Source organism: Paenibacillus paeoniae, assembly GCF_003388735.1.
GTDB lineage: Bacteria > Bacillota > Bacilli > Paenibacillales > Paenibacillaceae > Pristimantibacillus > Pristimantibacillus paeoniae.
On the sequence record NZ_QUBQ01000002.1, the window covers coordinates 109,287 to 132,987 of the forward strand.

At 50.0% G+C, this 23,701-nt stretch carries 25 protein-coding genes; 6 read left to right on the plus strand and 19 right to left on the minus strand.

All coding sequences use genetic code 11. From position 1 onward, the window contains the following. Positions 1 to 44: 44 nt before the first annotated feature. Positions 45 to 485 carry a GAF domain-containing protein gene (locus tag DX130_RS12950; protein WP_116046106.1) on the minus strand — a complete coding sequence of 147 codons (441 nt, stop codon included), beginning with the start codon at positions 483 to 485 and terminating at the stop codon, positions 45 to 47. Between the two features lie 318 nt (positions 486 to 803). Between DX130_RS12950 and DX130_RS12955 the strand changes: the two genes are divergently transcribed. Beyond that, on the plus strand, positions 804 to 1,391 hold the full coding sequence (locus tag DX130_RS12955) for a hypothetical protein (protein ID WP_116046108.1): 588 nt from the start codon (positions 804 to 806) through the stop codon (positions 1,389 to 1,391). Between the two features lie 188 nt (positions 1,392 to 1,579). Here the strand turns inward: DX130_RS12955 and erpA are convergent, their stop codons facing one another. Continuing rightward, positions 1,580 to 1,942 (minus strand): iron-sulfur cluster insertion protein ErpA, encoded by a 363-nt coding sequence (erpA, locus tag DX130_RS12960; protein WP_116046110.1) that lies wholly within the window; start codon positions 1,940 to 1,942, stop codon positions 1,580 to 1,582. Between the two features lie 274 nt (positions 1,943 to 2,216). On the opposite strand from erpA, the gene mqnE reads away from it, so the two are divergent. Together mqnE and DX130_RS12970 are read left to right on the plus strand one after the other, a co-directional pair. Further along, positions 2,217 to 3,320 (plus strand): aminofutalosine synthase MqnE, encoded by a 1,104-nt coding sequence (mqnE, locus tag DX130_RS12965; RefSeq protein ID WP_116046111.1) that lies wholly within the window; start codon positions 2,217 to 2,219, stop codon positions 3,318 to 3,320. 60 nt (positions 3,321 to 3,380) lie between these two features. Continuing rightward, complete coding sequence (locus tag DX130_RS12970; RefSeq protein ID WP_116046113.1) at positions 3,381 to 4,448, plus strand: NAD(P)/FAD-dependent oxidoreductase; 1,068 nt, start codon at positions 3,381 to 3,383, stop codon at positions 4,446 to 4,448. A 10-nt stretch (positions 4,449 to 4,458) separates the two neighbouring features. Here DX130_RS12970 and DX130_RS12975 read toward each other — a convergent pair whose 3' ends face one another. After that, complete coding sequence (locus DX130_RS12975; RefSeq protein WP_116047149.1) at positions 4,459 to 4,728, minus strand: YuzB family protein; 270 nt, start codon at positions 4,726 to 4,728, stop codon at positions 4,459 to 4,461. Between the two features lie 95 nt (positions 4,729 to 4,823). Between DX130_RS12975 and DX130_RS12980 the strand changes: the two genes are divergently transcribed. Continuing rightward, positions 4,824 to 5,069: a NifU family protein gene (locus tag DX130_RS12980; RefSeq protein WP_116046115.1), complete on the plus strand. Its 246-nt coding sequence runs from the start codon at positions 4,824 to 4,826 to the stop codon at positions 5,067 to 5,069. 57 nt (positions 5,070 to 5,126) lie between these two features. Here the strand turns inward: DX130_RS12980 and DX130_RS12985 are convergent, their stop codons facing one another. From DX130_RS12985 to DX130_RS13060, 16 genes are all read right to left on the minus strand, one after another. Beyond that, positions 5,127 to 5,909, minus strand: coding sequence for an SDR family oxidoreductase (locus tag DX130_RS12985; protein WP_116046116.1), 783 nt, complete (start codon positions 5,907 to 5,909; stop codon positions 5,127 to 5,129). A 21-nt stretch (positions 5,910 to 5,930) separates the two neighbouring features. Then, positions 5,931 to 6,644 (minus strand): Cthe_2314 family HEPN domain-containing protein, encoded by a 714-nt coding sequence (locus DX130_RS12990; protein ID WP_116046118.1) that lies wholly within the window; start codon positions 6,642 to 6,644, stop codon positions 5,931 to 5,933. Between the two features lie 26 nt (positions 6,645 to 6,670). Further along, entirely contained in the window at positions 6,671 to 8,434 is a 1,764-nt protein-coding gene (locus tag DX130_RS12995) for a UbiD family decarboxylase (RefSeq protein WP_116046120.1), read from the minus strand. Next, the gene (locus DX130_RS13000) at positions 8,431 to 9,369 is read right to left on the minus strand and encodes a COX15/CtaA family protein (protein ID WP_116046122.1); all 939 of its coding nucleotides are present in this window, start codon (positions 9,367 to 9,369) and stop codon (positions 8,431 to 8,433) included. Before DX130_RS13000 ends, DX130_RS12995 begins: the two co-directional genes overlap by 4 nt. Before the next feature lie 174 nt (positions 9,370 to 9,543). Next, a complete protein-coding gene (locus tag DX130_RS13005; protein WP_116046123.1) occupies positions 9,544 to 9,891 on the minus strand; it encodes a thioredoxin family protein in 348 nt (115 codons plus the stop codon). 23 nt (positions 9,892 to 9,914) lie between these two features. Then, the gene (locus tag DX130_RS13010) at positions 9,915 to 11,540 is read right to left on the minus strand and encodes a copper amine oxidase N-terminal domain-containing protein (RefSeq protein WP_165861266.1); all 1,626 of its coding nucleotides are present in this window, start codon (positions 11,538 to 11,540) and stop codon (positions 9,915 to 9,917) included. 99 nt (positions 11,541 to 11,639) lie between these two features. Then, the gene (locus DX130_RS13015) at positions 11,640 to 13,319 is read right to left on the minus strand and encodes a putative polysaccharide biosynthesis protein (protein WP_116046127.1); all 1,680 of its coding nucleotides are present in this window, start codon (positions 13,317 to 13,319) and stop codon (positions 11,640 to 11,642) included. 18 nt (positions 13,320 to 13,337) lie between these two features. Beyond that, complete coding sequence (locus tag DX130_RS13020; protein ID WP_116046129.1) at positions 13,338 to 14,063, minus strand: ThuA domain-containing protein; 726 nt, start codon at positions 14,061 to 14,063, stop codon at positions 13,338 to 13,340. Between the two features lie 46 nt (positions 14,064 to 14,109). Then, positions 14,110 to 14,595, minus strand: coding sequence for a DUF456 domain-containing protein (locus DX130_RS13025; protein ID WP_116047151.1), 486 nt, complete (start codon positions 14,593 to 14,595; stop codon positions 14,110 to 14,112). 81 nt (positions 14,596 to 14,676) lie between these two features. Then, positions 14,677 to 15,423, minus strand: a complete 747-nt coding sequence (locus DX130_RS13030; RefSeq protein ID WP_116046130.1) for a Cof-type HAD-IIB family hydrolase — start codon at positions 15,421 to 15,423, stop codon at positions 14,677 to 14,679. 126 nt (positions 15,424 to 15,549) lie between these two features. Continuing rightward, positions 15,550 to 16,434, minus strand: coding sequence for a metal ABC transporter permease (locus tag DX130_RS13035; RefSeq protein ID WP_116046132.1), 885 nt, complete (start codon positions 16,432 to 16,434; stop codon positions 15,550 to 15,552). Then, positions 16,431 to 17,369, minus strand: coding sequence for a metal ABC transporter permease (locus tag DX130_RS13040; protein WP_116046134.1), 939 nt, complete (start codon positions 17,367 to 17,369; stop codon positions 16,431 to 16,433). The genes DX130_RS13035 and DX130_RS13040 overlap by 4 nt, the downstream gene beginning before the upstream one ends. Beyond that, on the minus strand, positions 17,366 to 18,151 hold the full coding sequence (locus tag DX130_RS13045) for a metal ABC transporter ATP-binding protein (RefSeq protein WP_116046136.1): 786 nt from the start codon (positions 18,149 to 18,151) through the stop codon (positions 17,366 to 17,368). The genes DX130_RS13040 and DX130_RS13045 overlap by 4 nt, the downstream gene beginning before the upstream one ends. 32 nt (positions 18,152 to 18,183) lie before the next feature. Continuing rightward, the gene (locus DX130_RS13050) at positions 18,184 to 19,149 is read right to left on the minus strand and encodes a metal ABC transporter solute-binding protein, Zn/Mn family (RefSeq protein ID WP_116046137.1); all 966 of its coding nucleotides are present in this window, start codon (positions 19,147 to 19,149) and stop codon (positions 18,184 to 18,186) included. A 347-nt stretch (positions 19,150 to 19,496) separates the two neighbouring features. Further along, entirely contained in the window at positions 19,497 to 21,554 is a 2,058-nt protein-coding gene (locus tag DX130_RS13055) for a peptidoglycan D,D-transpeptidase FtsI family protein (protein ID WP_116046139.1), read from the minus strand. Positions 21,555 to 21,596: 42 nt separating this feature from the next. Further along, the gene (locus DX130_RS13060; protein ID WP_165861267.1) at positions 21,597 to 22,046 is read right to left on the minus strand and encodes a hypothetical protein; all 450 of its coding nucleotides are present in this window, start codon (positions 22,044 to 22,046) and stop codon (positions 21,597 to 21,599) included. Positions 22,047 to 22,207: 161 nt separating this feature from the next. On the opposite strand from DX130_RS13060, the gene DX130_RS13065 reads away from it, so the two are divergent. Together DX130_RS13065 and DX130_RS26695 are read left to right on the plus strand one after the other, a co-directional pair. Continuing rightward, the gene (locus DX130_RS13065; RefSeq protein WP_116046141.1) at positions 22,208 to 23,377 is read left to right on the plus strand and encodes an MFS transporter; all 1,170 of its coding nucleotides are present in this window, start codon (positions 22,208 to 22,210) and stop codon (positions 23,375 to 23,377) included. A 125-nt stretch (positions 23,378 to 23,502) separates the two neighbouring features. Then, positions 23,503 to 23,613 (plus strand): dihydroorotate dehydrogenase, encoded by a 111-nt coding sequence (locus DX130_RS26695; RefSeq protein ID WP_206098821.1) that lies wholly within the window; start codon positions 23,503 to 23,505, stop codon positions 23,611 to 23,613. Positions 23,614 to 23,701 lie beyond the last annotated feature (88 nt).

A 23,701-nucleotide genomic window follows, 5' to 3' on the forward strand; every position in this document is an offset into this window, starting at 1 on the left:
CCTTTTTACAAAGAAAATTAAATTGAACTATTAAAATATAGCAACTAACTGTCCCACCAACCGCTAAGCAGCATGCCAATCTCATCCGCTCGCATAAGCGCAGCGTCGGAATAGCTTTCATCTCTTCTCCGGCCGATGAAGATAACAAGCGCCCTTTCCTTAGGAGGCTGAAGCGGTAGTGCGGCAGCCGCTCTAAGCCCTTCCGTCAGCACAATCGCTTCCCCCAGCTTAAAAAAATCGTTGTCGCTTAATCCGCCCTCCAGCTTAATGATCCTCCCGGATCGAAGAGCCGAGCCGCTTAGTCCCAGCGACATACGCTGGCGAATCAGCTCAGTTCTCACGCTTGTGCCGCCTGCCACATATATCCATCTTAGCTTCCGACTGGCGAGATCTCCTTCTCCAATCGCAGCAAGATCGCTGTCCGTATCCATCAACAATAATTGAAGCAGCTCTGAAGCCGCCTCATCCATGGCTTTTCCATTCATCCCGCTTCCCCCTTGCCAGCTGCCCTATCCGTACCCGAAAAGCTGCTCCATCCTTTGCTTTTTTTATTATAACGGGAAGACAGAAATCTGTATGTCGGGGAAAACCGCAAATTATAATCAGGGTGCACCCTTATAAAGCGTTCTCAACCACTTTATTTCCTTTATTTACTTTTAGTTATAATCATTGTAAATTTATTGTGACGGCATTACGTGTATTCTTTTTGCGTCATGGTCATCCAGTTAACTATTGATCCCTATTTGCGCATGAGCTTGGTCATTGATTAGAAATCATACACTCTGCAATGGAGGTATACGTATATGAAAAGGTTGAAAATAGTTCCACCCGTCTTACTAATGTTCATCATGATCTTCATTTCAGCCTGCAGCAATCATAACTCCGATGCTGTTCAATCGTATAAAACGGTCATACATTCAGATTTGTTATTAGTGAACTATAATAAAAATGACTTAGTACGAGATGCTGATGTCATTATTAGAGGAATAGTCAAAACACAAGTAGTAAAAAAAGATTTCGATCATTTCCCGGTAACCGACACAACTATTGTTGTGAAAAAAGTATACAAGGGAACACCCGAACAAGAAGTCATTGTACGCACCAAAGGCGGTCAACTAGAGGACACACTTCATGTGCCTCAAAATGACGCTATTCCACAATTCAAGAAACAGGATGATGTTATCGTATTTCTAACCAATCAGACGGGCGATCGCCCTGACAAAGACCAATTAGGATACTATGTAGTAGGACAAATTCAAGGGAAATTTGATGTTGTAAAAAATAAACATCTTGAAGGAGTCAAAGTAGAGGAGTATGGATTCCGATTAAAAGAGTTACAGGATCAAATTAAGGTAATTACGATTGAAAATGAAAATAATCCGCCAAAGTGATCCCATAAATTAAGGCTGACCCAAAAGCTGATATGCTTGGTTAAGAAGACGGCATACTTGATGAAAAATCATACGAAAAACAAAAATAGCGGTACAGGGTCGTTATCCCTGCATCGCTATTTCTCCCTTCCGTGGCGGTTTCTGCCCTTTTGGGAAAGTGCCTGGCTTACTAAGCCGTTATCCTGCGATTAGCACTCGCCTGCTTCTGCTGGCTTGCCAGCGTCGGCAGCCGTGCGGAATGATGATCCGCAGCCGCAAGTTGCGCTTGCGTTCGGATTCTCGATCGTGAACCCGCCCCCCATAGCCGACTCCTTGTAATCGATGACAAGACCGCGCAAATACTTGATGCTGTCATTGTCCACGATAACTTTAAGACCTTGCGCTTCCAGCGCCTGATCGCCTTCGTTCAATTCGTCATCGAAGCCCATGCCATAGGAGAAGCCGCTGCAGCCGCCTTCCTTTACTCCGACCCGCAGGAACAAATCCGGAGACGCCTCTTGCTCCAACATTTCTTTTATTTTTTCAGATGCCAGCTCACTGATCGTGATCATCCTACATCCCTCCAATTTTCTAACAAATCATGCCTATAAGTTATCACTTACTTATCCATAGTATACTCCACATGACGCCGATGCTCAAGGGTATCAGCCTCGAAAACAGCACCTGTCCGCTTTGCCGCGTCACCGCCGTATCTAAATGACAAGTCAAGACTTTCTTATTGCCCCTACTACGTGTGAGGTTTATAATAGTTACAGCTTATTAAACGTTTTTCCTTGTTATTTTTTTCACAAACTTTTACGTATGATCTATAAAAGGAGGCCTCCCATGAACGTCATCATACCCACACAAGAAAGCCAGATGGGCCATATTATTGAAAAAGTGCGTCACGGACAGCGTCTTACGCTTGAAGACGGCGTATTCCTATACCAATCCGAAGATTTACTGACGATTGGCCAGCTCGCCAATGAGGTCGCGCTGCGCAAAAACGGGAAGAAAGTGTATTTTATTGAAAACATGAGCTTGTACTTCACGAATGTCTGTGAGGCACATTGCGCATTCTGCAACTTCCGCAGAGATGAAGGCGCCCCCGGCGCATATACGCTATCAGGTGAGCAAATGATCGAATATGTCGAGCAGCATATCCACCCAGGCGTGCGTGAGTTCCATATTGTAGGTGGACATAATACGAATGTTCCGTTTCAATATTATGTAGACTCGCTTAAAGCATTAAAGGAGAAGTATCCGGATGTCACGTTGAAAGCCTACACTGCAGCGGAGATTGATTTCTTCTCCCGCATTAGCGGTCTGAGCTACAAGGAAGTGCTGGAAGAGCTGATGAAAGCGGGCCTTCAATCGCTTACTGGCGGCGGCGCGGAGATTCTATCTGATCATTACCGCAAAAAAATGCGCGTAGATAAAGCGGATGTCTCGCAATATCTGGACGTTCACCGCACAGCGCATCAGCTTGGCCTTCGTACGCATACGACGATGCTGTACGGCTCCATCGAAACGAAGGAAGACCGGATCAAGCATCTTATGCAAATCCGCGAACTGCAGGACGAGACGAACGGCTTCCTGGTATTCATTCCGCTCTCGATGCAGCCGATAAACCCGAAAGCGGGTATCCGCAGACGGAATTCCGCGTTCGAGGATTTGAAGACGATTGCGATTAGCCGCTTGATGCTGGACAACTTCCAGCATATTAAGGCTTACTTCATTAACATCGGCGTTCAATTGACACAAGTAGCGCTTACGATGGGCGCATCGGATGCTCACGGCACGATCGTGAAGGAGAAGATCAGCCATGCGGCAGGCGCGCTTACGCCGGAAGGTATTACGAGGGAAGACCTCATTTGGTTGATTAAAGGTGCAGGAAGAATACCTGTCGAGCGGGACACGTTCTATAACGAAATCAAAATTTATGAATGATTAAACAAGAGGTCGTAGGCATAACCTACAATCATCACGAATCGTGGAGCTGGGGAATTCATGAGAAAACTAGTCATTTTAGGCGGGGGTTACGGCGGCCTTGCCATTGCGAACGATCTGCTGGAGAAGCAACTGCCGTATGATGTATCCATTGTGTTAGTAGACCGTCAGCCTTTCCAGGGGCTGAAGACGGAATATTATGCACTAGCTGCCGGTACTGCATCCGATCTGGAAATTCGGGTGAAATTCCCGTCTGATCCAAGACTGCAGCTGGCTTTTGGCAACATTACGGATATCGATATGGAGCAGCAGCTCATCATGGTGGAAGGTCACGATCCAATCGCCTACGATTGGCTGGTCCTTGGGCTTGGCTGCACGGACAAGTATCACGGCATTGAAGGCGCGGAGCAATATTCTACGAGCATACAATCTTTTTCTGCTACACGGAAAACCTATGCTTTGCTGAACGACATTAAGCCGTATGGTCAGGTGTCTATCGTAGGAGGAGGCCTAAGCGGCGTAGAGGTCGCTTCAGAGCTGCGAGAGAGCAGACCTGATTTGAACATCCGTCTTTTGGACAGAGGACCGAAGGTATTGTCAGCCTTTCCGGGCAAACTGCAGGATTTCGTGGCCGATTGGTTCATGGAGCACCATGTCGAGATGAGAGGGAATGTCTCTCTTACTCGCCTGGAACAAGGCGTATTATACGATTCCAATAGCTGTGAAGAGATTCGAACGGATGTTACTGTATGGACTGCCGGTATCCAGCCTGTTGAGCTGATCCAGCGCATCGCGCTGCCGAAGGACTCACAAGGCCGTCTCATTATAAATGATTATCACCAATTGCTGGATTACAACAATGTGTTTGTTGTAGGTGACTGTGCTTCCTTGCCCTATTCTCCCAGTGCGCAAGCGGCGGGTGGGCAAGGGAAGCAGATCGCCGAAGTGCTGTACGCGATCTGGCATGATAAGACGCCAAGATTGGGCAAGATCAAGCTGAAAGGCGTGCTGGGCTCGCTGGGTAAAAAAAGCGGCTTCGGTATTATGGGGGGAACCCCGATCCTCGGCCGCGTACCGCGTCTGGTCAAGAGCGGCGTGTTATGGAAATCCAAGCGCCATCTTGGTTAAGCACTTTTATCTATAGATCATCCAGCAGCTTGTCCAGCGCATCGCGGTCGGCTTGCTGCTGATCGATCGCTTTCATAATGGCGTCATACAGCTCATCAACGTCATCCACGGCTACAATATGGCCGTCAACAAGCGCATAGGGCTTCAAGTAGCATTCGCCGCAATTGCCTAAGCAGCCATATTCAATGACTTCATAGGAATCATCCTGTTCCAGACGGTTCATGATTTCATCTGTACCATGATGCATATTGCTTGCGCAAAATTCGACCATCGGTTTTATCATCGGGATCACCTTACTTTTCATGATTGCGGTTTGCGAACCATTTTCAATTGCTTCGCTTTGTACTATAATAGGGGAGAAAGGAGTTGATTGCAATGAGTGAACAAGTACAAGATACAATGTATGACGAAGTGCTGGACGTGCTTGATAAGCTTCGCCCATTCCTGCAACGCGATGGTGGCGACGTAGAATTGGTCGATGTGGAAGGCGGCATTATCAAGCTCCGCTTGATGGGAGCTTGCGGCAGTTGCCCAAGCTCTACGATTACGCTCAAAGCCGGTATCGAGCGCGCACTGCTTGAAGAAGTAGACGGCGTCGTGGAAGTCGTACAAGTATTCTAATGCAAAGAGTCTTATCGTTGCAGGGGAGACCCCACACGATAAGACTCTTTTTTTGTGTCAGAACATCCCTTTAATATTAGCTCGAATAGGATCAAATCCGCCGGTGACGTCCATAACATTGCCCGTCAGGAAGCTGGATTTGTTTTGGCATAAGAATAGGATGACACGTGCGACATCTTCTCCAACTCCGGGACGGCCCAGCGGAGACTCCGAATCATGATCATTCTCCACTTCCTCAATCGACTTCTCTTTGTTGGCTCCGCGTATATCCCCCGGACCGATCAAATTGACCGTAATGCCGAATGGCGCTTCCTCAACGGCAAGTGACTTCGTAAAGGAGACCAGTCCTGTCTTGGCTGCGGCATATACGGCGCGATGAGGCCAAGCGCGCGCTTCGTTCGCGTGACCAAAGCCGAAGTGGATAATGCGTCCCCACTTTCGCTCGCGCATGCGCGGCAACAAACGATGATCAAGCAGCATGACGCTAAGCAAATTACCGTTCATCAACCGGATGATCGTCTCCTCGTCATACTCGCTGTACAGCCTTCTCTTGCGCACGAATGGGCCTGCATTGTTAACGAGTATATCAACACCGCCGGCCCAGCGCTCCGCTTCGTCAGCCAGCTTGTGAGCGCCCTCCGTCGAAGCGATATCCGCTTGTACCGTAATCGCCTTTACGCCGAGCCTCTCGATGCTGCTCTTTACCTCATGCGCTTCCTGCTCGCTCTCCAAGTAATTGATGATCAGATTACAGCCCTGCTCAGCGAGTTGCAATGCCGTTCGCTTGCCGAGCCCTTTGGCGCTTCCCGTCACCAATGCTGTTCTTCCCCTTAGCTCCACCTATATCACCCTCTCCCGGGATTATACGGACTTGCTGCGCATTAATACGCACGCATATTGGAACGTAAGCCTTAATGATTCTATCGACATATGCAGGCATCTCGTCAAATCTTCCGTCTGCTGCGCTATATTTTCCAGTCGCGCTTCCTCGCCGTACAAACGCTGACTTTGAATCAAATCGTCATGCATTTCGGAGTTCATATAATGGATTTCCGTATTTCTGCGCTTCCGCAATCGGTTCATGGAATCCTTATATTGTTCCTTCACATCATTCAGTTTCCAAGTCAGGGCAGGATGGGCCCTCCGCTCCCTCATGTTCCTGAGAACCGTAAAGTAGGAAAAGTGAGGCTTAATCTTTTCCGTGCGCATCCCCAGCAACTCATTCAGCAGGGTTCCCATCTTATCCAGCAAGGAGAAGACGCGTATAAAGCTGTTTTTATCGAAATAAACATATCTGTCATAATGAAGCTTCTCATCCTTGGACATGTCTTCTACCGAGTGGGACGCAACTTTTTCCTTAAAGCGAGTCGCTGCATAATGACTCTGCTCCAGCTCAATTAACGAAGCGCGCAAGCCCTTTGTCCATATTTCAAACTTACGCAGCTTCTGATCCGTATCCCCTTCATCCCGGATACGGGGCGCCAGCATCGCAACGAATTGATCCATGAGATCAAATGTTTCGGCGAGTGCGCCGTCCGCTATTCTCTCCGGTTCGTCGAACATGAAATGTAGCATAGACTAACGCTCCTTGCCTCAAGCCATTATAGTTTGTATTCGTTCCAGCGCGTATCAACCAGCTTCACGATATCTTCGCGAGGGAACAACTCATCCGGATACCCCGGCTTCATACGCGCATCAATGACGATTGGCAGCTTATAGCCGAAGTGATGTCTGCGTACGTCCGACATCGCATAGATGTCATCGGCCGGATTAAATCGCGTGAATACGGTCCACAGGAAAGCCGTTTGGCCCTTCGCAATATTGGCATCATCGGCTAGTATGACAAGCGGCCAATCCGTCCCTTTCTCGCTTAACCGTTCAAGCAGACGCTCTGCGAGTGCAGGCTCCGCTTCATAGGATGCGCCTGACACAACCAGACAGCCCGGGCAATACGCCTGAGCGTTGTCGATCTCGCTAATGATGCCCTCCGTATAGGCTTTCGGCAGCTTTCTTACTGGTTCGCCAACACCAAGCATAACAGCTTTGCTGCCGTGATTCAGCTTGCCGCTCGTATAATCAAGCGTGTCATGAGATGTCTCATCAAAGACGAACAAGTCAGTAGCCGGATTGAATCGCTCCAGCACTGTCTCCATCAACACATCGAATTTGGACAGGTCAATCGGCTGATCCGTCAGCATCAGGAATTTGGTCAGCGTAAGCTGTCCTTGGCCCAGGATACTGAATGCAGTAGACAGCGCTTCGCGGGAATAGGATTCCCTTACAACAGCTGAAGCTAATGCATGCACACCTGCTTCCGCATAAGCCCATAGCTCCTTCACGCCTGGCATAACCATCGGGAACGCCGGGGCTAGCAGCCTCTGCAAATATTCGCCCAAATAATAATCTTCCTGTCTCGGCTTGCCGACAATAGTAGCCGGATAGATGGCATCCTTACGATGCCACACATGGTCGACCTCGAACACAGGGAAATCATGGGTCAAGGAATAGTAGCCGAAGTGATCGCCGAACGGACCTTCCGGTCTGCGCAGATGCGGAGGCACCTTGCCGCTAATCGCAAACTCCGCTTGAGCCGGGATGCGATGACCGCCTTGCGGGTTCTGAACAACAGGAAGCTTCTCGCCCAAAATAAGCGAAGCCATCAGCAGCTCCGGGAGGTGCTCCGGCAGCGGAGCAATCGCCGAAGCGATCAGCGCAGGCGGTCCACCCAGGAATACGGTTACAGGAAGCGCCTCATTGCGCTGCTCTGCTTCATAATAGTGGAAGCCTCCGCCTTTATGTATTTGCCAGTGCATACCCGTCGTGGAGTCGTCGAAAATCTGCATCCGGTACATGCCGAGATTATGTTTCTTGCGTGAAGCCATGCTTTCCGTATAGACAAGCGGCAGCGTAACGAACGGTCCGCCGTCTTCCTGCCAGCTTGTGATCGCCGGCAAGCCGGCAAGCGGACGGTCTTTCTTGAGCGTGCCAAGAATTGGAGCAGATGATGCTGGCACATCCTTCATGCCGACCTTCATCATATCCAGAATCAATTGCTTCTCTCCCCAAATAGCCTTCAGTGTCGGTGGCATAATTCTCTCTGTCGCACCAACAATCTGCTTCATTAGCTCCTCAGGTCTTGGACCAAACGCCAGGTCAACTCTTCTGCTTGTTCCGAACAGATTGGTCACGACAGGGAAAGGGCTGCCCTTCACATTCGTAAAGAGCAGCGCCGGACCTTCCTGTTCAATCACGCGACGATGAATTTCAGCCAGCTCCAAGTAGGGATCTACCGGGGCTTCGATTATTTTCAGATCGCCATCCTTCTTCAGCACTTCCAGAAACTCGCGCAAATTCGCGAATGTCATCCCTTCACACTTCCTTCCCGCTCCCTAAACCGCCATGAACGAATAACAATGTCCATTAATAGGCCGAATAGGCCTACGATAATCAAATTATGAATTAAGCTCGTAAAAATAAACCAGTTTTCATTGCCAACGGTAGATGTCAGCCAAGCTCCGCTCATTACTTGAGCGACGATCAGCAGCAGCACCCAGCCCGCAGACCGTGTCAATCCAGCTTCTTCAGGACTGGCCTTGCGAATATGATAGTACAGTCCAGCGATCATAATCGCCAGTATCAGTGCTGCTACACGGTGAATAAAAACAATGCCGGTAGCTCCGGACATCTCAGGAATAACCTGACCATTGCACAGTGGCCATCCTTCACAGCCGCCTGCCGTTTCCGTATGACGGATGAACGCGCCAAGGTAGATCACGATGTAGCAGTACAACGACGTAATCAAAGCGCGAGGCAAAATGGATCTCGGCACAACAAATGTCTTTTGCGGCTCTTTGCGATTGCGGTACGTCCAGATGACGAGCAGCATTGTTGCTGCAAAGGCAACGATGGAAATCCCAAAATGAATAGCCATAATTGGCGGCGATTGCGGCCATAAGACGGCAGCCGCCCCCATGAGCGCTTGAACAACCGTGAACAGAAGCGCAGATCCCGCATAATAATAAGGCTCTCTGTAAATGTCAGGATTGCGTCTGTACATGCGGTACGCGGCGATCGTTACGCCGAGAACAAGAAAGCCCTCCAGCGCACTGACGACGCGGTGGGAATACTCCAGCATGGACTCGAAGGTATAAGCAGGAATAAATTTGCCGTGACAGAGTGGCCAATCGTCGCCGCAGCCTCTGCCTGAACCTGTATTCGTGACCAAAGCCCCGGCTAGAAGTACAAGCAGCATTCCGATGCACGCCGCGATAGCAAACGCGCGAAAACGGCCGGTTACCATAAAAAATCACCTATTTTCCGTAAGTTATGACCCTTCAATTATAGCGATAAGCTTGGGCAAAAGCCATGTTGAAAATGTGACGATTCGGATGGCTGTCCTTCAAAAGGAAAATCCGTATGCATCGGCGGCAATCGTGCCGATACCATACGGATTTAGTATGCCATTCCTTGAACTTTAGGCTTGTGCCAGATTATCGCTTACCGCAATAGCACGATCCACGAATTGTTCGATTTCTTCCCGCGATTTGCGCAGCTTGCTGACGAAACGAATCAATTCCTTACCATCAGTGAATGCGATAAAGCTGGGGATGCCCAGAATATTCAGCTCTGAGCATAGATCCGGCATATCGTCGCGATCGATCTCGAAGAAACGGGCGCGGCCCTCATACTGCTTCTCTACATCCGGCATAAAGGGATCAATAAAGTGACAGTCCCTGCACCAGGTCGTTTTGAATACAGCAATCGTCAGCTCTTCACCGGAAACCGTTTGCCGGAACTCCGCTTCTGTTTTCAATTTGTTCATGGTTCCGTTACCCCCAAAACGTTTTACAATTCACGCTCGATAATGAGCACTTTGTCTCCATCCTCATAGAACGTTGTCCACTCGATGCTTGCCCCTAGCGTCTCGGCCAGCTTGCGAGCAGGCACATAAGTTGTGCCTTCAATAACGATTGCCGGAAGCGGCCATACTTCTTTGACGCCATTAACGACAACTGTATCGCTTCCCGACTGGAACTGAATCTTCGTGTCCGTGCCGCGGTCTGCAACTGTAATGGTACGCGTCTTCGCATCGTAGGTGACCTCAGCGCCAAAATCTTCCGCTACGTCCCGGACAGCCACCATCGTAATATAGCCCGGCATTACGATCGGCGGGTTATAGAACGATTCAGGGAATCCGTAGTAACCTTGATACGTAATGTGCAGCTTGTTTTTCAACAAATCGTAGACAAAGGAATCTTCGTCGAATAATTTCACGACGTCAAAGCCTTCCATCAGCTCCACTTCCTCAAGGGCAATGGCTTGATCGGTTACGACAGGAGGGGCAGGCTTCACATCCCCATTCACATTCCATTGCTCCGTGCTCACTTTAAAGGAAAATCCAGTGAACGGCAATGCATACTCTTCCTCCAAGCTAGCTGCAGGAGCATAGCTTAACTCATATTGCGTCTTGCGAATATGCAGGCTGCTGTCCACATAGACATTCGCGTCCAGCTTAAGAGCTTCATTGAAGAATGCATCGAGCCATTCCTTATCTTCCTTCTCCAGCTGCTTCATCTCATCCCGCAAAGCCACAAGCTGTTCCTCGATCTCAGCCGTTAACTGATCCGATTGCTCGCCCGTTGTAGGCGCATCCAGCACGCCGCCAGTATAGTATTCATAGTTTCCGTTAACCGAGTCCAGCAGCGCCTTATTGGAATCAAGCAATTCCAGGATGCCCTTAATCATAGTGTGCAGACCTGCGCGATCTGCAATCAATGCGTCTAAATACGAGCCCGCCCAATCCCATAGTCCTTTGCTGTCCATGCTGAACTGAACATGCATCAGCCCTGTCTCAACGCCGTTAATTGGCTCCGATACAGGCGTTACCTTCAGATCTTTCGGGTTAGGCAAGTTGTTAATGGCATAATTAGAAATAATGTCTCTTATATCAAAGCCAAGCTTGGTCAGGGACTCATGGTCAACGCTCTCAGTCGGTGCCGCTTCATCCTCGCCGAAGCCGTTTACTTCCAGATAAGTCTCGCCCGTCAGATCGAACGTGAACGGCTGCTTCGCGCCTTCCAATTCGATAACGAGCGTCTTCTCATCTGCCTTGGCCGTGAAGCCGACGGATACCGGCTTCTCTTCGCCAAGAATCAGCTTGCCCTCAACGGACACCTGAGTTTGTCCCGCTTGCAATTGATGTAGCTCCAACTTCACGTTGGAGAACAACCGAAGCAGCTCCAGCTCTTCGTCAGCAAGCTCTTCATTATCCTTCGCACTCTTAATCGCTTTCTCATCCAGATTCAGCTTGAACTGGATCGTGCTCTTGCTTTCGCTGGACGTTGTCTTCAGTGAGTTCTTCAGCGTCTGGTTAAAGTCCAATCCGCCTACCGACTGACAACCTGCCGCGACCAAAATCGTCATTGCAAGCAAAAGCATGGACAATCGTTTTGCTTTCAGCCATTTTCTCATTCTTATCTCTCCTCTTATGTACATATAAATGAACTGAATTCATTGTACTTGAGAGGTTCAAAGATTGTAAATGTCTGATGTGCATAATCTGGAATTAATCTATGCTCCTGAACGCTGCAGGACGCGGAATAGCTTGTTGAACGGTCCTCTAAGCGGCCTTGGCAGCGCAGTTACATCCTCTGGTCGTATCACTCGCAGAATGAGCATCAACGCCACGTATAGGCCGCCTACTACTGCGGCTGCGGCTATGGCAGACAAAAGATAAGACAGCTTGCCCGGCCATGCGCTCGTTAGCGTCAATATACCAAGCTCCGCTCCCCAACCCGCAAGCGCCGATATGGCTACTGCCGCAATGTACGGCAACCAGCGGGCGCCAAGCACTTGAAGCTTCACAATGCCATTGATGCTTCTCAAGTTCAGCATCGTAACGACAATAAAACATACTGCCGATGCGATAATAAGGCCGTAAATACCCAAGATGGGTCCCAGCGCAATGCTGACTGCAACTTTCAAACCCAATCCTATTAAGGTATGGACCATGGACAGCTTCGGCTTGCCCATGCCGTAGATGATGGAGTTTGAGGTCATCATCGTAATTTGCAAAATTGCCGCCGCAGACAGCGCCGCTACGGGACCACTGCCGCTCGGTCCCGCGAACAGCAACCCGGTAACGGAATAGGAAGCTACCGCCAGCAGCAAAGCGACTGGAACACCGGTGAAGCATACGATACGCATAACCACGGACGCCTGACGGCGCACTTCATCCATATTTTTCAGAGAATAGGCGGATGAGATAATCGGGATAATGGATGATCCCAGCGCAATCGCCAGAATCGGCGGGATGCCTGCTAGCGAGATCGCTTTGATGCCGTAATCAGCGGCCACTGCCGTGGATTCCGCTAACGTATAATAACTTACCGTCAATCGTTTAAACATCATCACGTCAAACAACAGCAAGAGATTAATCGACATAGATGTAACCAATGACGGCATGGACATGCTTAGTATTTCTTTGTAAATTCCTCGATTAGTTAATCTGCTCGCTGGAGTCTTAGAGGCTTGCGAGCCGATAGACGATCGAAGAGCTGCCGAGGCTTCCGCATTCATCGGACGGCTTGACTTGGTAGTTGCGGCGTCTTGCTTCTTCAGCTTGCGAGCGAATTTCAGCATGACTGCAAAAGCAGCAATACCTCCGAATACGCTGCCGAATGTTATGGCCGCAGCCGCCCAGCGGTCTCCCCATCCCAGCTCCAGCACGAGCCAGCCAAGCAGCAAACCCAGAATGACGCGCGCGAATTGCTCCACGATCTGGGAAGTACCGCCAACGGACATCATCTGACGCCCCTGGAAGTAGCCTCGCATCATAGCGACCAGAGGGAAGAATAGGAGGGCCGGCGCAATAGCGCGAATCGCCAGTACGCTGCCCGGTTCCTTGGAGACCGCCCCGTATAACGGAGCCAGCATATACAGTCCGATAGCTAGAATAAAGCCCGTGATCAAGCCGAACAGGAGCCCGGCGCGGTAGATGCGCTGCGCCTCGTCAGGCCGTCCCAGCGCATAGCGCTCCGACACCATCTTGCTGATGGCGCTCGGAAAGCCTGCCGTCGCGATCATCAGTACGATCATATAAACCTGATTCGCATTCGTAAAGGCAATATTGCCTTCGTCTCCAAGCATATAGTCCAGCGGGATTCGCTGGAACAAGCCCAGGAACCGGGCGACGAGCGCTGCTGCCGCCAATATGATCGTGCCCTTTAATAAGGATTCTTTCTTCAACATAACCCTTGGCTCGTCCCCTTACGATTGGTTTGAGATCGGTTCCAGCGGCTGATGGTTGCCGCGTACCGGCACTGCCGTCCGAGACGGAGCCGCCCAGCGGATGCCATTCTGAATGACTTGCAGGATTTGCGGATTGTAGTAAGTTGGATATGTCTCATGTCCAGGACGGAAGTAGAAAATCTTGCCTTGTCCTCTGCTGAACGTGCAACCGCTGCGGAATACTTCCCCGCCTTCAAACCAGCTGACGAATATCAATTCATCCGGCGCTGGAATATCAAAGTGCTCGCCGTACATCTCTTCGTTCTCCAGTGTAATATATTCCGGCAAGCCGGATGCAATCGGGTGTGCGGGATTGACGACCCACAGACGTTCTCTCTCGCCTGCTTCTCTCCATTTCAAGTCGCAGCCTGTTCCCATGAGCTTTTTGAAAATTTTAGAGAAATGTCCCGAGTGCAGCACAATAAGGCCCATGCCATTCAGCACGCGCTGCTGCACCCGCTCCACGATCGCGTCATCTACTTGGTCATGCGCCATATGCCCCCACCAGATGAGCACGTCCGTCTCGTTCAGCCGATCTTCTGTCAAGCCATGCTCCGGCTCCTCTAGCGTTGCAGTAGACACCTCAATGTCACCTGCTGCGATGCCTTTTGCCAGCACCTGATGAATGCCGTCTGGGTATACCTTCTTCACTTCTTCATGTTGCTTCTCATGCAGAAATTCATTCCATACTGTTACTTTTACCATGTCCAATAACCGCCTTTAATGTAGTCTAGTTTCTCTTGCTATCCACCTAATTGAAGATTAGCCACAATACAAACAAGATGATCATGGCGCTTTGCAGAATCACCTTTACGATAACACTAGTAAATAAGCCTACAAGCGAGCCCCATCCTACCTTAAGCGATCGCTCTAAGTTCGCGCCTGCGATCAACTCTCCAATGACCGCGCCCGCAAAGGGACCAATAATGAGACCAAAAGCGGGGATAACAAAGGGGCCTGCAATTAAACCGATCGTGCTTCCGATAATCGAAGCTTTGGTCCCGCCATACCGCTTGACCCCCCATGCGCTCACTGCGTAGTCCGCAATAAACAGCACAATGAAGATCAAAGACTGTATGATCCAGAAAAACACACCAAACGGTTCGAATGAAAAAAACAATCCGTATACAAAAAAGGCCCCGTAAATCGCGATAGCCCCCGGCAGTATCGGATATATCGTTCCTGCCATACCGATGATGAACAGCAATATAACGAGCGTCCATCCCAAAATATCCAAGAACATGCTCTATCTCTCCTTAAAGTTCGGAATCGATCGGCACAGGCTGTCTGTGTTTATATATTATGATACGGAATGAGACTACAAAACGTAGCGTTTGATCAATTCTGCGACCCCGTGCTTATCGTTGGTCAGCGTAACGACATCCGCCGCTTCCTTCACAGCATCTTGCGCATTGCCCATCGCAACCCCAAGACCGGCCTCGCGAATCGCCGCAATATCATTCAGACTGTCGCCTGCCGCAACGACCTGGGACATCTCGATGCCCATCCACTCGCACAAATCCTTAAGCGCGCTCGCTTTTGATATGCCTAGCGGATTCAACTCGATATTTTGCAGGGATGAATTCGTAATTTCCAGCCCTCCCCAGCTCTGTACCTCAGCCAGAATAAGTTCTCTTGCCCGATCGTCTTCGGTGTAATAGCCGAATTTGAGCCAGTTGAAGGAATCGTAGTTCTCTGAAGCATCGAACCAGCGTTCCTTGTTGTAAATCTCGCTAGTCGTATAGGCCCAGAACCATACTTCGGGATGCTGTTTTGCAAGCTCATGAAGCTGCTGCACATAGAGTGGACTTAGCTCCGTTCGCTTGTATAACACATGCGGCTGTGTCCAAACCTCGCCGCCATTAACCGTAATCATTGGCGTCGTCAGCTTAAGCTGCTCTGCAAAAGGCAAAGCGCTGGCGAAGCCTCTGCCCGTGGAGAAGCTGACCGTGATGCCTGCATCAAGCGCTCGCTGCACCCATTCGGCATTCTCTGCGCTAATCTCGCTTTGCTCGTTCAATAGCGTTCCGTCCATATCCAGTGCAATCAATTTGTACTTCGTCATGCTGCCCATCTCCTTATCCGTTCCTGACGTACCAGCCTATTTTAACACATAAAGGGCCGAAACCAAACGAAAAAGAGACCGTCCATCCGGTAAGCCGGGGACGATCTCTTATCGACATCCTACTCGTTATACATTCACAGATGAAGCCAATGAGCGCTGTCTCAGCTTGCGAATAACCAATCCGTGAGACGGCGAGAACAGGAAAGCCATAATGAAAAGAAGACCTGCCGCACACACCATACAGCCCGCAATCGAGGCATCCAACACAACCGATACTCCATAACCCAGAATCGTGCTTGCCACGCCGACCGCAACGCTAATCAGAATCATGCTGCCAAGCTTGTCGGTTAGCAGATAAGCGGTTGATGCCGGGATAATAAGCATCCCTACGACAAGAATGGCGCCTACGCTCTCGAAGGAGCTGACCGTAGCCATGGAGACCAGCCCCATAAGCAGATAGTGGAAGAATGCGACTGGGATACCGATTGCTGCGGCAAGCGCCGGATCGAAGGAACACAGCTTGAACTGCTTGTAGAACAACCCGATTACGGCGATAATTACGACTAGCGTAACACCGAGCAGCCATACAGCCTTTGGACCCAGGCTGACGCCCCCGATCTCCCACACGTTCCAATGGACAAATGCAATCTCGCCATACAGGATTGCGTCCTGATCCAGATGCACTTGCCTTGCAAACAAGCTGACCAGAATAACGCCGATGGCGAACAACGCTGTAAACACAACACCGATCGAGGCATCCGACTGAATGCCGCTCCGCTGGAACATACCAATCAAGAAAGTCGTCAGCACGCCGAATACTAACGCGGCGAACATCATCAGCAAGGAATCCCTGGAGCCGCTAATTAGAAAAGCAATGACAATACCCGGCATTACGGAGTGACTGATGGCATCTCCGATCATGGCCATCTTGCGAAGAACGAGAAAGACGCCGACAATGCCGCAGCATGCTGCAACTAGCGATCCCGTCAGTAATATCCAAAAGTCGCTCATATAGCCGTCTCTCCTTTCATCCGTTCAGCGCGCAACTCCCCCTCCATCATGTAGCGTTTTTTCACACGCTGACGAAGCAGCCGCTTTGCGACCAGGCCACGCTGAGGGCCGAATAATATCGAAAGCAGGAAAAACGCTGTTGCAGCCAGCACCGTTACAGGTCCTGTCGGCAGATTGGATACCGAGGAGCTGATCCAGGTGCCAAGCGCGCCGCTAAGCGCTCCGAACATTCCCGATAGGGCAACCATTACACCCAGACGATTCGTCCAGTATCTGGCCGATACAGCAGGTGTGATCAATAGAGCGGCAATCAGCACGACGCCAACCGCCTGTATGCCTACAACTACAGCTACAACAACAAGCAGCATAAGCAGCTGTTCCAGAAAGGCTACGGGGTAGCCGAGTCCTTTGGCAAAACCGGGATCGAACGAAATCAGCTTGAACTGCTTGAACAGCAAGGTGCAGATCGTTACAAGCGCTGCCGATATAATGGACATCGTCACCACATCAGACCCCACCATCGCTGCCGCTTGCCCGAACAGAAATTTATCAAGTCCCGCTTGATTGCCGTAAGCTCCATGTTGGATAAAAGTAAGCAGGACTATGCCGAGTCCAAAAAACGTCGATAATACGATACCGAGCGCCGCATCTTGCTTCAATCTGGAGTGGCGCGTAATAAAACCGATTCCGAAGGTTGCAATGACGCCCGCAATTCCCGCGCCGATCAGAAACACGCCAATCGACTTGATACCGGTCAGCATAAAAGCAATACAGATGCCGGGGAGCGCCGCATGCGCCAGCGTATCTCCGACAAGGCTTTGCTTACGAAGGTACGAGAAGCTTCCGATTACCCCGCTGCTAAGTCCCAGCAGCATGCAGCCAAAGAAGATCCACTGCATATTGGGATCGGCCAGCATGGACATGAAGTTCTTCATAACCGCTCACCTCTGCCCTGATCCAGGAAAGCCAATCTTCCGCCGTAAGTGCGTTGGAGCTTTTCTTGAGTGAATGTGTCGGCTGTCGGGCCGAACGCCTGCAATTCCACATTCAGAAGCAATACGGAGTCAAAGTATTGCTCTACCGTCGCCAGATCATGATGAACAACAATGACCGTCTTCCCTTGCTTCTTCAACTCTTGCAGAAGCGTAATAATCGCTTTCTCCGTGGCCGCATCAACACCTGCGAAAGGTTCATCCATAAAATACAGCTTGGCGTTCTGCGCTAGCGCTCTTGCCAGAAATACGCGCTGCTGCTGTCCGCCTGACAGCTGGCTGATTTGCCGATCGGCGAACTCCGCCATTCCGACCTTTTCCAGACATTCCAGTGCAAAAGCCTTATCCTTCCCTCTAGGCCGGCCAAACCAGCCGAGCCTGCCGTACGTTCCCATCAGCACAACATCAAGTGCGTTCGTAGGAAAATCCCAATCCACGGACTCCCGCTGCGGCACGTAGCCGATCAGCTTGCGTTGCTCCTTATATGACTTGCCATACACGAGCACTTCCCCGCTTATCGACGGAATAAGACCAAGCGCCGCCTTCATCATCGTCGATTTCCCTGCTCCGTTCGGTCCGATAATGCCGATTAGCTCGCCTTCTTTCACTTGAAAGGAGACGTTCCGAAGAACAGGCTTTTTTTGATAAGCTACACTAAGTCCGCTAATGGTCAATGGCGCCGCGGCCTCGCTTGCCGTATATTCTTTATTTGCTGTCTGACTCATTAAGGCCACTCCCTCTCTTTAACATCCCGTATTTATTTCAACGATTCTACAATCGTATCTACATTATGTCTGACCATGCCAAGATAGGTTCCTTCAGGCGTTCCTGCATCACCCATGGCGTCGGAGAACAATTCCCCTCCAATATGAACCTCGTGACCAAGCTTCTTGGCTCCTTCAATGACGGATTCGATAGACTTCGAGGATACGCTGGACTCGATGAACACTGCCTTAATGGCATTGTCGACCAAAAAGTCCCGCAGCTCGCTTACGTCCCTAGAGCCATATTCCGACATCGTATTCATGCCCTGCAGACCTGTTACTTGCAACCCGTATGCTTTGCCAAAATATCCGAAAGCATCATGTGCAGTAACTAAAATGCGGCTCTTCTCCGGGATCGAAGCAATCTGCTCACGCGCATATGCGTCAAGCTTTTCCATCTCCTCCAGATAAGCGCTGGCATTAGCTTTAAATTGCTCGGCATGTGCCGGATCCTTCTCGATGAGCGCGTCCCTTATCACTTCTACTGCAGACATCCAGAGCTTCACATCGAACCAGATATGCGGATCATGAGTAGCTTCACCTGTCGCAGCAGGATCGCTTAGCAACTGGGCTTCAATCAATTTGGATGCAACTGCTACAACCGGCTTGCTCTTCTCCAGCTTCTCAAAGATTTCTCCCATCTTGCCTTCCAGATGAAGACCGTTGTAGAAAATAATATCTGCGTGATCAAGCTTTCTGACATCGCCTTGTGATGCCTTATATAGATGGGGATCGATTCCCGGCCCCATTAATCCCGTTACTTCTACATAATCTCCGCCAACCTGCTTCGCTACATCTGCTATCATGCCGGTTGTCGCCGTAATGCGCAGCTTGCCGCTGTCATTCGTGCCGCCAGTTGAACTGCTGCATGCGGACATTGTCACGACTGATACGATCAGGAATGTCAGAGTGATTATTAATCGCTCCATGGCTGAATTGCCGAATATACGTAACTGCATAAGTATGCCTCCCCATAAGCCAATCACGATAACTACTAAAGAGTTGGATTTGCCCCTGTCAATTTTATTTAGCCTAACGCCTCTTTTTTAATAATACACAAAAAAGTTTCTCTTATGCAACATTTATTTTATGGTACAGCCTCCAGGTTGAATCCGCGATAACAGACCAACCAGTAATTGTGACGTTAACTGGTTAATAATCATTGAAAATCTTTAAACAAAATGAAAATAGCGACACCAGAGAATGCTTCCCTGGTATCGCTATTTCATTTCTCTTCCGTCCTGCAACCCATTTGCTATGCTGATAGCACGAACTTCTTATCGAACTTCTTATCGAACTTCTTATCCTATTGATCTTCAGACGAATCGTTCTGCGATTGAGACAGCTTGGCTTTCAGCGCTTTGTTAGGCACGCCCGTAAGACCAATCTCCGCATCGTAGGCATCGAAGATTTTTCTGGCAATAGGAGCCGCGCCGTAACCGCCGAAGCCGCCATCCGGCACAACGACTGCAACTGCAAGCTTAGGCTTGTCCGCTGGCGCGTATGCGATGAATACCGCATTGTTCGCGCGGCGCTTCGATACCTCTTGCTCGGATGTACCCGTCTTCCGGTTGAACTTATGCTCAAAGCCTTCGAAGCCCTGCACTTCAACCTTGGACATGCCCGTCTCGATTTCCTTCCAATAAGCATCCGGAATGTCGATTTTATTGAGGATCTCAGGCGTATATCCTTGTATGACATTGCCATCGGCATCGCGTATTTCATTAACGAACTGCGGCTTAACCCGCTCTCCTCTGCTCGCTAGCGTCGCGACGTACTGAGCTAACTGCAACGTCGTATAACGACCCTGTTGACCGAAGGACGCTTGTACCAATGCAGATTGCGCGCTCGCGCGCTCTGCCTCGCCGAAGTATTCGATGACCCCGGCCAACTCTCCGGGCAGCCCGCTCCCCGTCAAGACGCCAAGACCGAATTGCTTCATGTATTCGTCCCATATCTCTACGCTGGACTTGCCGTTCACCGGCCCGCGCATGTACAAGGCATTTCCTATCATCGACGCCATAAATGGGTTGGATGATTTTTCGATCGCTTTTGCACCGTCGATGTATCCGAATACTTTGCCCTGCGAGTTACCGATCCGCACCTGATGCGTGCCGGCCTTCCCATAATAAAACGCTCCGGTGTCATTATATCTGGTCGATGTCGAAAAGAGTCCTTCGTTCAACCCTAGCAATACCGTGAGCGGCTTCATTGTGGAGCCAAGCGGGACGATGGAGGAAGGATGACGATTCCGCTCCTCAGTCGTCTTGTAAGGCCCGTAGACGGTACGAATGGTACCGTTCGACAGTACGTAGCCGAAGTTCTCATAATCCTCCGGGCTAATACGCCCGCCTGCCCATATGTTCGGATCATAGTCAGGCATGCTGGCCATCGCCACCACTTTGCCCGTATCCACTTCCATCGCGACAGCAAATCCCGTCTGGGCATACTCCGCACGCTCATATTTGTTGCTCGATGTTCTGATCTTCTCCAGATGGGTCATAATTGCGTCTTCCGTCTGTAGCTGAACATCCTTGTTAATCGTCAAGTAAAGGTCTGAGCCCTTCTCCGGATTCGTGATCCGCATCGGCCCGATAATATGCTCCTGATTGTTAATCGGATAGGTCTTCAACCCATTCTTGCCGCGAAGCACATCCTGATACATGAACTCCAGCCCGTCAAGACCAACCTCTTCCTCTTCCAAATATCTCAATGTGGGATCTGTCTCGTTCATCTTGTTCTTATAGAACTCGTTATCCTGGCGTACGCCTTTATATTTCTTCAAATAACCGACGAGTTGTACCGCGACGGAGCTCTTATCGTAATTACGGACGCTCTCCTCCATGATTTCAATGCCAGTGAAATTCGACATATTTTCCATAAAGTAAGCCACTTCTTCATTCGTCAGCCCCGACTTGATCCGTCTAGGTACATACAAATAGTTCCGTTGGAAATTCAAATCCATCTGGCGGATAATATCGTCCACCGACATCTCCAGCTTCGGATCGCCGAACTTCTGGAAGACCTCTTCCAGCTTCTCCGCTGTCTCTATCGCAGCCTCATCATACTTCTTCGATCTCGTACTTGGCTGAATGCTGTAATAGAGCGACTGTGTCGACGTCGAGTAGGCAATTGGATAGCCGTTCGCATCATAGATATTGCCCCGTATCGGCGGTATCTGGTTTTTCCTCGTGCTCGTATCTACCCCGATTGCGCTAAGCTGCGGACCTTCTACGAACTGCAGCACCGCTAATCTGACGATCAGCAAACTAAACAGCGCAAATGTAATAAAGAAAAAAAAGTTCAAGCGGAATGTAAAATTCCGTCTTTTGTCTATTTCCCGCTTCTGCGGATCATCCTGCATGTTATCCACTCCCAATCCATGCAGGCGTAAGTAACCTGCAGGCTAACCGTTTTGCTTTGCTTGATCGATGAAAGTTTGGATAACACCGTCAATTTGGAATGTAATATATGGCGCGCCGTGAATGGATACTTTCACTTCCGACGCTCCTACTTCGCCTTTCAGCTCCACATTATTAGTCTTAACGGTATAGCTTCCATCCTTGTTCAAGCTGTAATTTGCGTCCTTCCCGTCTCCTACCATAACATTCAGCGCTTCCTGCTTCACATTGTCCATCACTTTCGAGCCAAGGCCCTTGACATCATCCAGCGAATACCCGCTGTACAGCACAAGTCCGATGACAAGCGCTGCTACGATTGCCCATTTCACGACAGTCTTCACAATTCGAATGACCAAGAACAACACGACAAGCGCAATAACGAGCACCAGCCAGTTATCCTTGAAAAATGTCGTCCAAGTCTCCGTGTCATACGATGTAAAATCCAAAAAACTCATTACGATCCCCTCCATTATATCTCGTACAAAACCCGATTACAAAATATTATAGCCTACGGGAGAGGGAGCGTAAACGCTCTCTTCCAGTACAGGCAGACATATCCTGTCCCATTGTCACGTACAAGTAGATAGAAGGCACCGAGCAAAGGAGATATTTGCCTATGAAAACCGCTGTTTGGCTTTATTTGTTCCTGTTCGTCGCGTTTTTTGATCTGCACGCACAATATCCGATTCTGACGCCGTTCGCAATCTCGATCGGGGCAGCGCCGTCATTCATCGGTTTGATGATGGGCATGTATTCGATTACTCACCTCCCTGGCAATCTGATTGCCGGATTCGGGGTTGACCGATACGGGAGCCGCTTGTTCATCGTATTCAGTCTGCTTGCCGCCGGAGTCATCCTCCTGTTCCAATCACACGTAACTGACCCATGGCAGCTGTTGCTGCTTCGTTCAATCAGCGGCTTCGTGCTCGCCTTCCTGTCGCCTGCCTGCCTTGCGCTGCTGGCACGCCTTACAGATGATCCCAAGGAGCAAGGAAAGCTTATGGCGGGCAACGGTCTGGTCCATACCCTTGCCTCTGTCGTATCTCCTGCGGCTGGCGCTTATCTGGTTGCCAAGATCGGATTTGCTGTCGCCTTCACTGTACTGGGATGGATCCTGGTCGTTACGGCTATATGCGCACTCTTCTTCATTAAGGATATGAACCGCAAGCTCGACGCAAACAAGACGGCAGAAGGCGACGCTGTCTCTTCCTTGAAGAAGAAACAATTGACCCCGTCCTTGCCCGCCTTGCCTTGGCTCATCTTCCTGCTTCCAGTAGGCATTAGCTGCGCTCAGGGCATCCTCTCCTTCGAGCTTCCGCTTATGGCCAAGACCAAGGAAGCCATGATGACGACCGGCCTTCTCTTCTCCGTTATCAGTATTGGTGCTTTGATTACGCTGAGTATGATGTTTCTTAACCGGTTCCCATCCTTCCATCGTACATTATTTGGTTCGGTATGCCTGGCCCTGCTTTATTTCGGCATCGCAACGGATGTGCCATTGCCGTTGCCGGTCATGCTGCTCGGTATCGGGATGGCTAAGGGAATCGTATTGCCCGCCTTATCCACGCTTCTCATCGAGCTTAGCGGCGGCGCGCGCTATGGACGCACCTTCTCCATGTTGTCTATCGCCTTTTCGATTGGCGCCTTCCTCGGCCCTATGCTGGCAGGTCAACTGCGCGGACATGTATCCCCTTATTACATTGCGTTTCTCGGCTTAATGATTGGCCTTACTCTCCTGCCCTTCTACCGGATCAGGACGATGACGCCAAACACCCATTTTTCGTGAGTATGGGTAAATGCACAAGGCATTCGTCTCCTCCGCACATACTATACATTGTGTCAAACGACTACCACACTTCGAGGGCGAAGCAACAAACGCTCTCGCGTTGAATCAAGGAGAGGGGTGACTCCATGGGAGGCGTAGATCACAGAGGCTTTGGTCATCACGGCCATAATAACGTAGGCACAATTCTTGTTCTGTTTATTCTGCTCGTCATCATTGTGTGTGCCGGTTTTTGGTAAGCCATAGATATCAATGAAGCAGCGGCCCGCTTATCGGGTCGTTTCTTTTTATTCCGGGGCGTACGATGGTACACTATAGTGGAACAGG

What these genes read in the sequence shown, in the direction of transcription:
- DX130_RS12995 (WP_116046120.1), bottom strand. Translation starts at nt 8,434, where the DNA reads ATGACATTCGCGAATTTGCGCGAGTTTCTGGAAGTGCTGAAGAAGGAT.
- DX130_RS13045 (WP_116046136.1), bottom strand. Translation starts at nt 18,151, where the DNA reads ATGAGTCAGACAGCAAATAAAGAATATACGGCAAGCGAGGCCGCGGCG.
- DX130_RS12970 (WP_116046113.1), top strand. Translation starts at nt 3,381, where the DNA reads ATGAGAAAACTAGTCATTTTAGGCGGGGGTTACGGCGGCCTTGCCATT.
- DX130_RS12950 (WP_116046106.1), bottom strand. Translation starts at nt 485, where the DNA reads ATGAATGGAAAAGCCATGGATGAGGCGGCTTCAGAGCTGCTTCAATTA.
- DX130_RS12980 (WP_116046115.1), top strand. Translation starts at nt 4,824, where the DNA reads ATGAGTGAACAAGTACAAGATACAATGTATGACGAAGTGCTGGACGTG.
- DX130_RS13030 (WP_116046130.1), bottom strand. Translation starts at nt 15,423, where the DNA reads ATGACGAAGTACAAATTGATTGCACTGGATATGGACGGAACGCTATTG.
- DX130_RS13015 (WP_116046127.1), bottom strand. Translation starts at nt 13,319, where the DNA reads ATGTTGAAGAAAGAATCCTTATTAAAGGGCACGATCATATTGGCGGCA.
- DX130_RS13010 (WP_165861266.1), bottom strand. Translation starts at nt 11,540, where the DNA reads ATGAGAAAATGGCTGAAAGCAAAACGATTGTCCATGCTTTTGCTTGCA.
- DX130_RS13040 (WP_116046134.1), bottom strand. Translation starts at nt 17,369, where the DNA reads ATGAAGAACTTCATGTCCATGCTGGCCGATCCCAATATGCAGTGGATC.
- mqnE (WP_116046111.1), top strand. Translation starts at nt 2,217, where the DNA reads ATGAACGTCATCATACCCACACAAGAAAGCCAGATGGGCCATATTATT.
- DX130_RS13055 (WP_116046139.1), bottom strand. Translation starts at nt 21,554, where the DNA reads ATGCAGGATGATCCGCAGAAGCGGGAAATAGACAAAAGACGGAATTTT.
- erpA (WP_116046110.1), bottom strand. Translation starts at nt 1,942, where the DNA reads ATGATCACGATCAGTGAGCTGGCATCTGAAAAAATAAAAGAAATGTTG.
- DX130_RS26695 (WP_206098821.1), top strand. Translation starts at nt 23,503, where the DNA reads ATGGGAGGCGTAGATCACAGAGGCTTTGGTCATCACGGCCATAATAAC.
- DX130_RS12955 (WP_116046108.1), top strand. Translation starts at nt 804, where the DNA reads ATGAAAAGGTTGAAAATAGTTCCACCCGTCTTACTAATGTTCATCATG.
- DX130_RS13000 (WP_116046122.1), bottom strand. Translation starts at nt 9,369, where the DNA reads ATGGTAACCGGCCGTTTTCGCGCGTTTGCTATCGCGGCGTGCATCGGA.
- DX130_RS13065 (WP_116046141.1), top strand. Translation starts at nt 22,208, where the DNA reads ATGAAAACCGCTGTTTGGCTTTATTTGTTCCTGTTCGTCGCGTTTTTT.
- DX130_RS13035 (WP_116046132.1), bottom strand. Translation starts at nt 16,434, where the DNA reads ATGAGCGACTTTTGGATATTACTGACGGGATCGCTAGTTGCAGCATGC.
- DX130_RS12990 (WP_116046118.1), bottom strand. Translation starts at nt 6,644, where the DNA reads ATGCTACATTTCATGTTCGACGAACCGGAGAGAATAGCGGACGGCGCA.
- DX130_RS13050 (WP_116046137.1), bottom strand. Translation starts at nt 19,149, where the DNA reads ATGCAGTTACGTATATTCGGCAATTCAGCCATGGAGCGATTAATAATC.
- DX130_RS13060 (WP_165861267.1), bottom strand. Translation starts at nt 22,046, where the DNA reads ATGAGTTTTTTGGATTTTACATCGTATGACACGGAGACTTGGACGACA.
- DX130_RS13005 (WP_116046123.1), bottom strand. Translation starts at nt 9,891, where the DNA reads ATGAACAAATTGAAAACAGAAGCGGAGTTCCGGCAAACGGTTTCCGGT.
- DX130_RS13020 (WP_116046129.1), bottom strand. Translation starts at nt 14,063, where the DNA reads ATGGTAAAAGTAACAGTATGGAATGAATTTCTGCATGAGAAGCAACAT.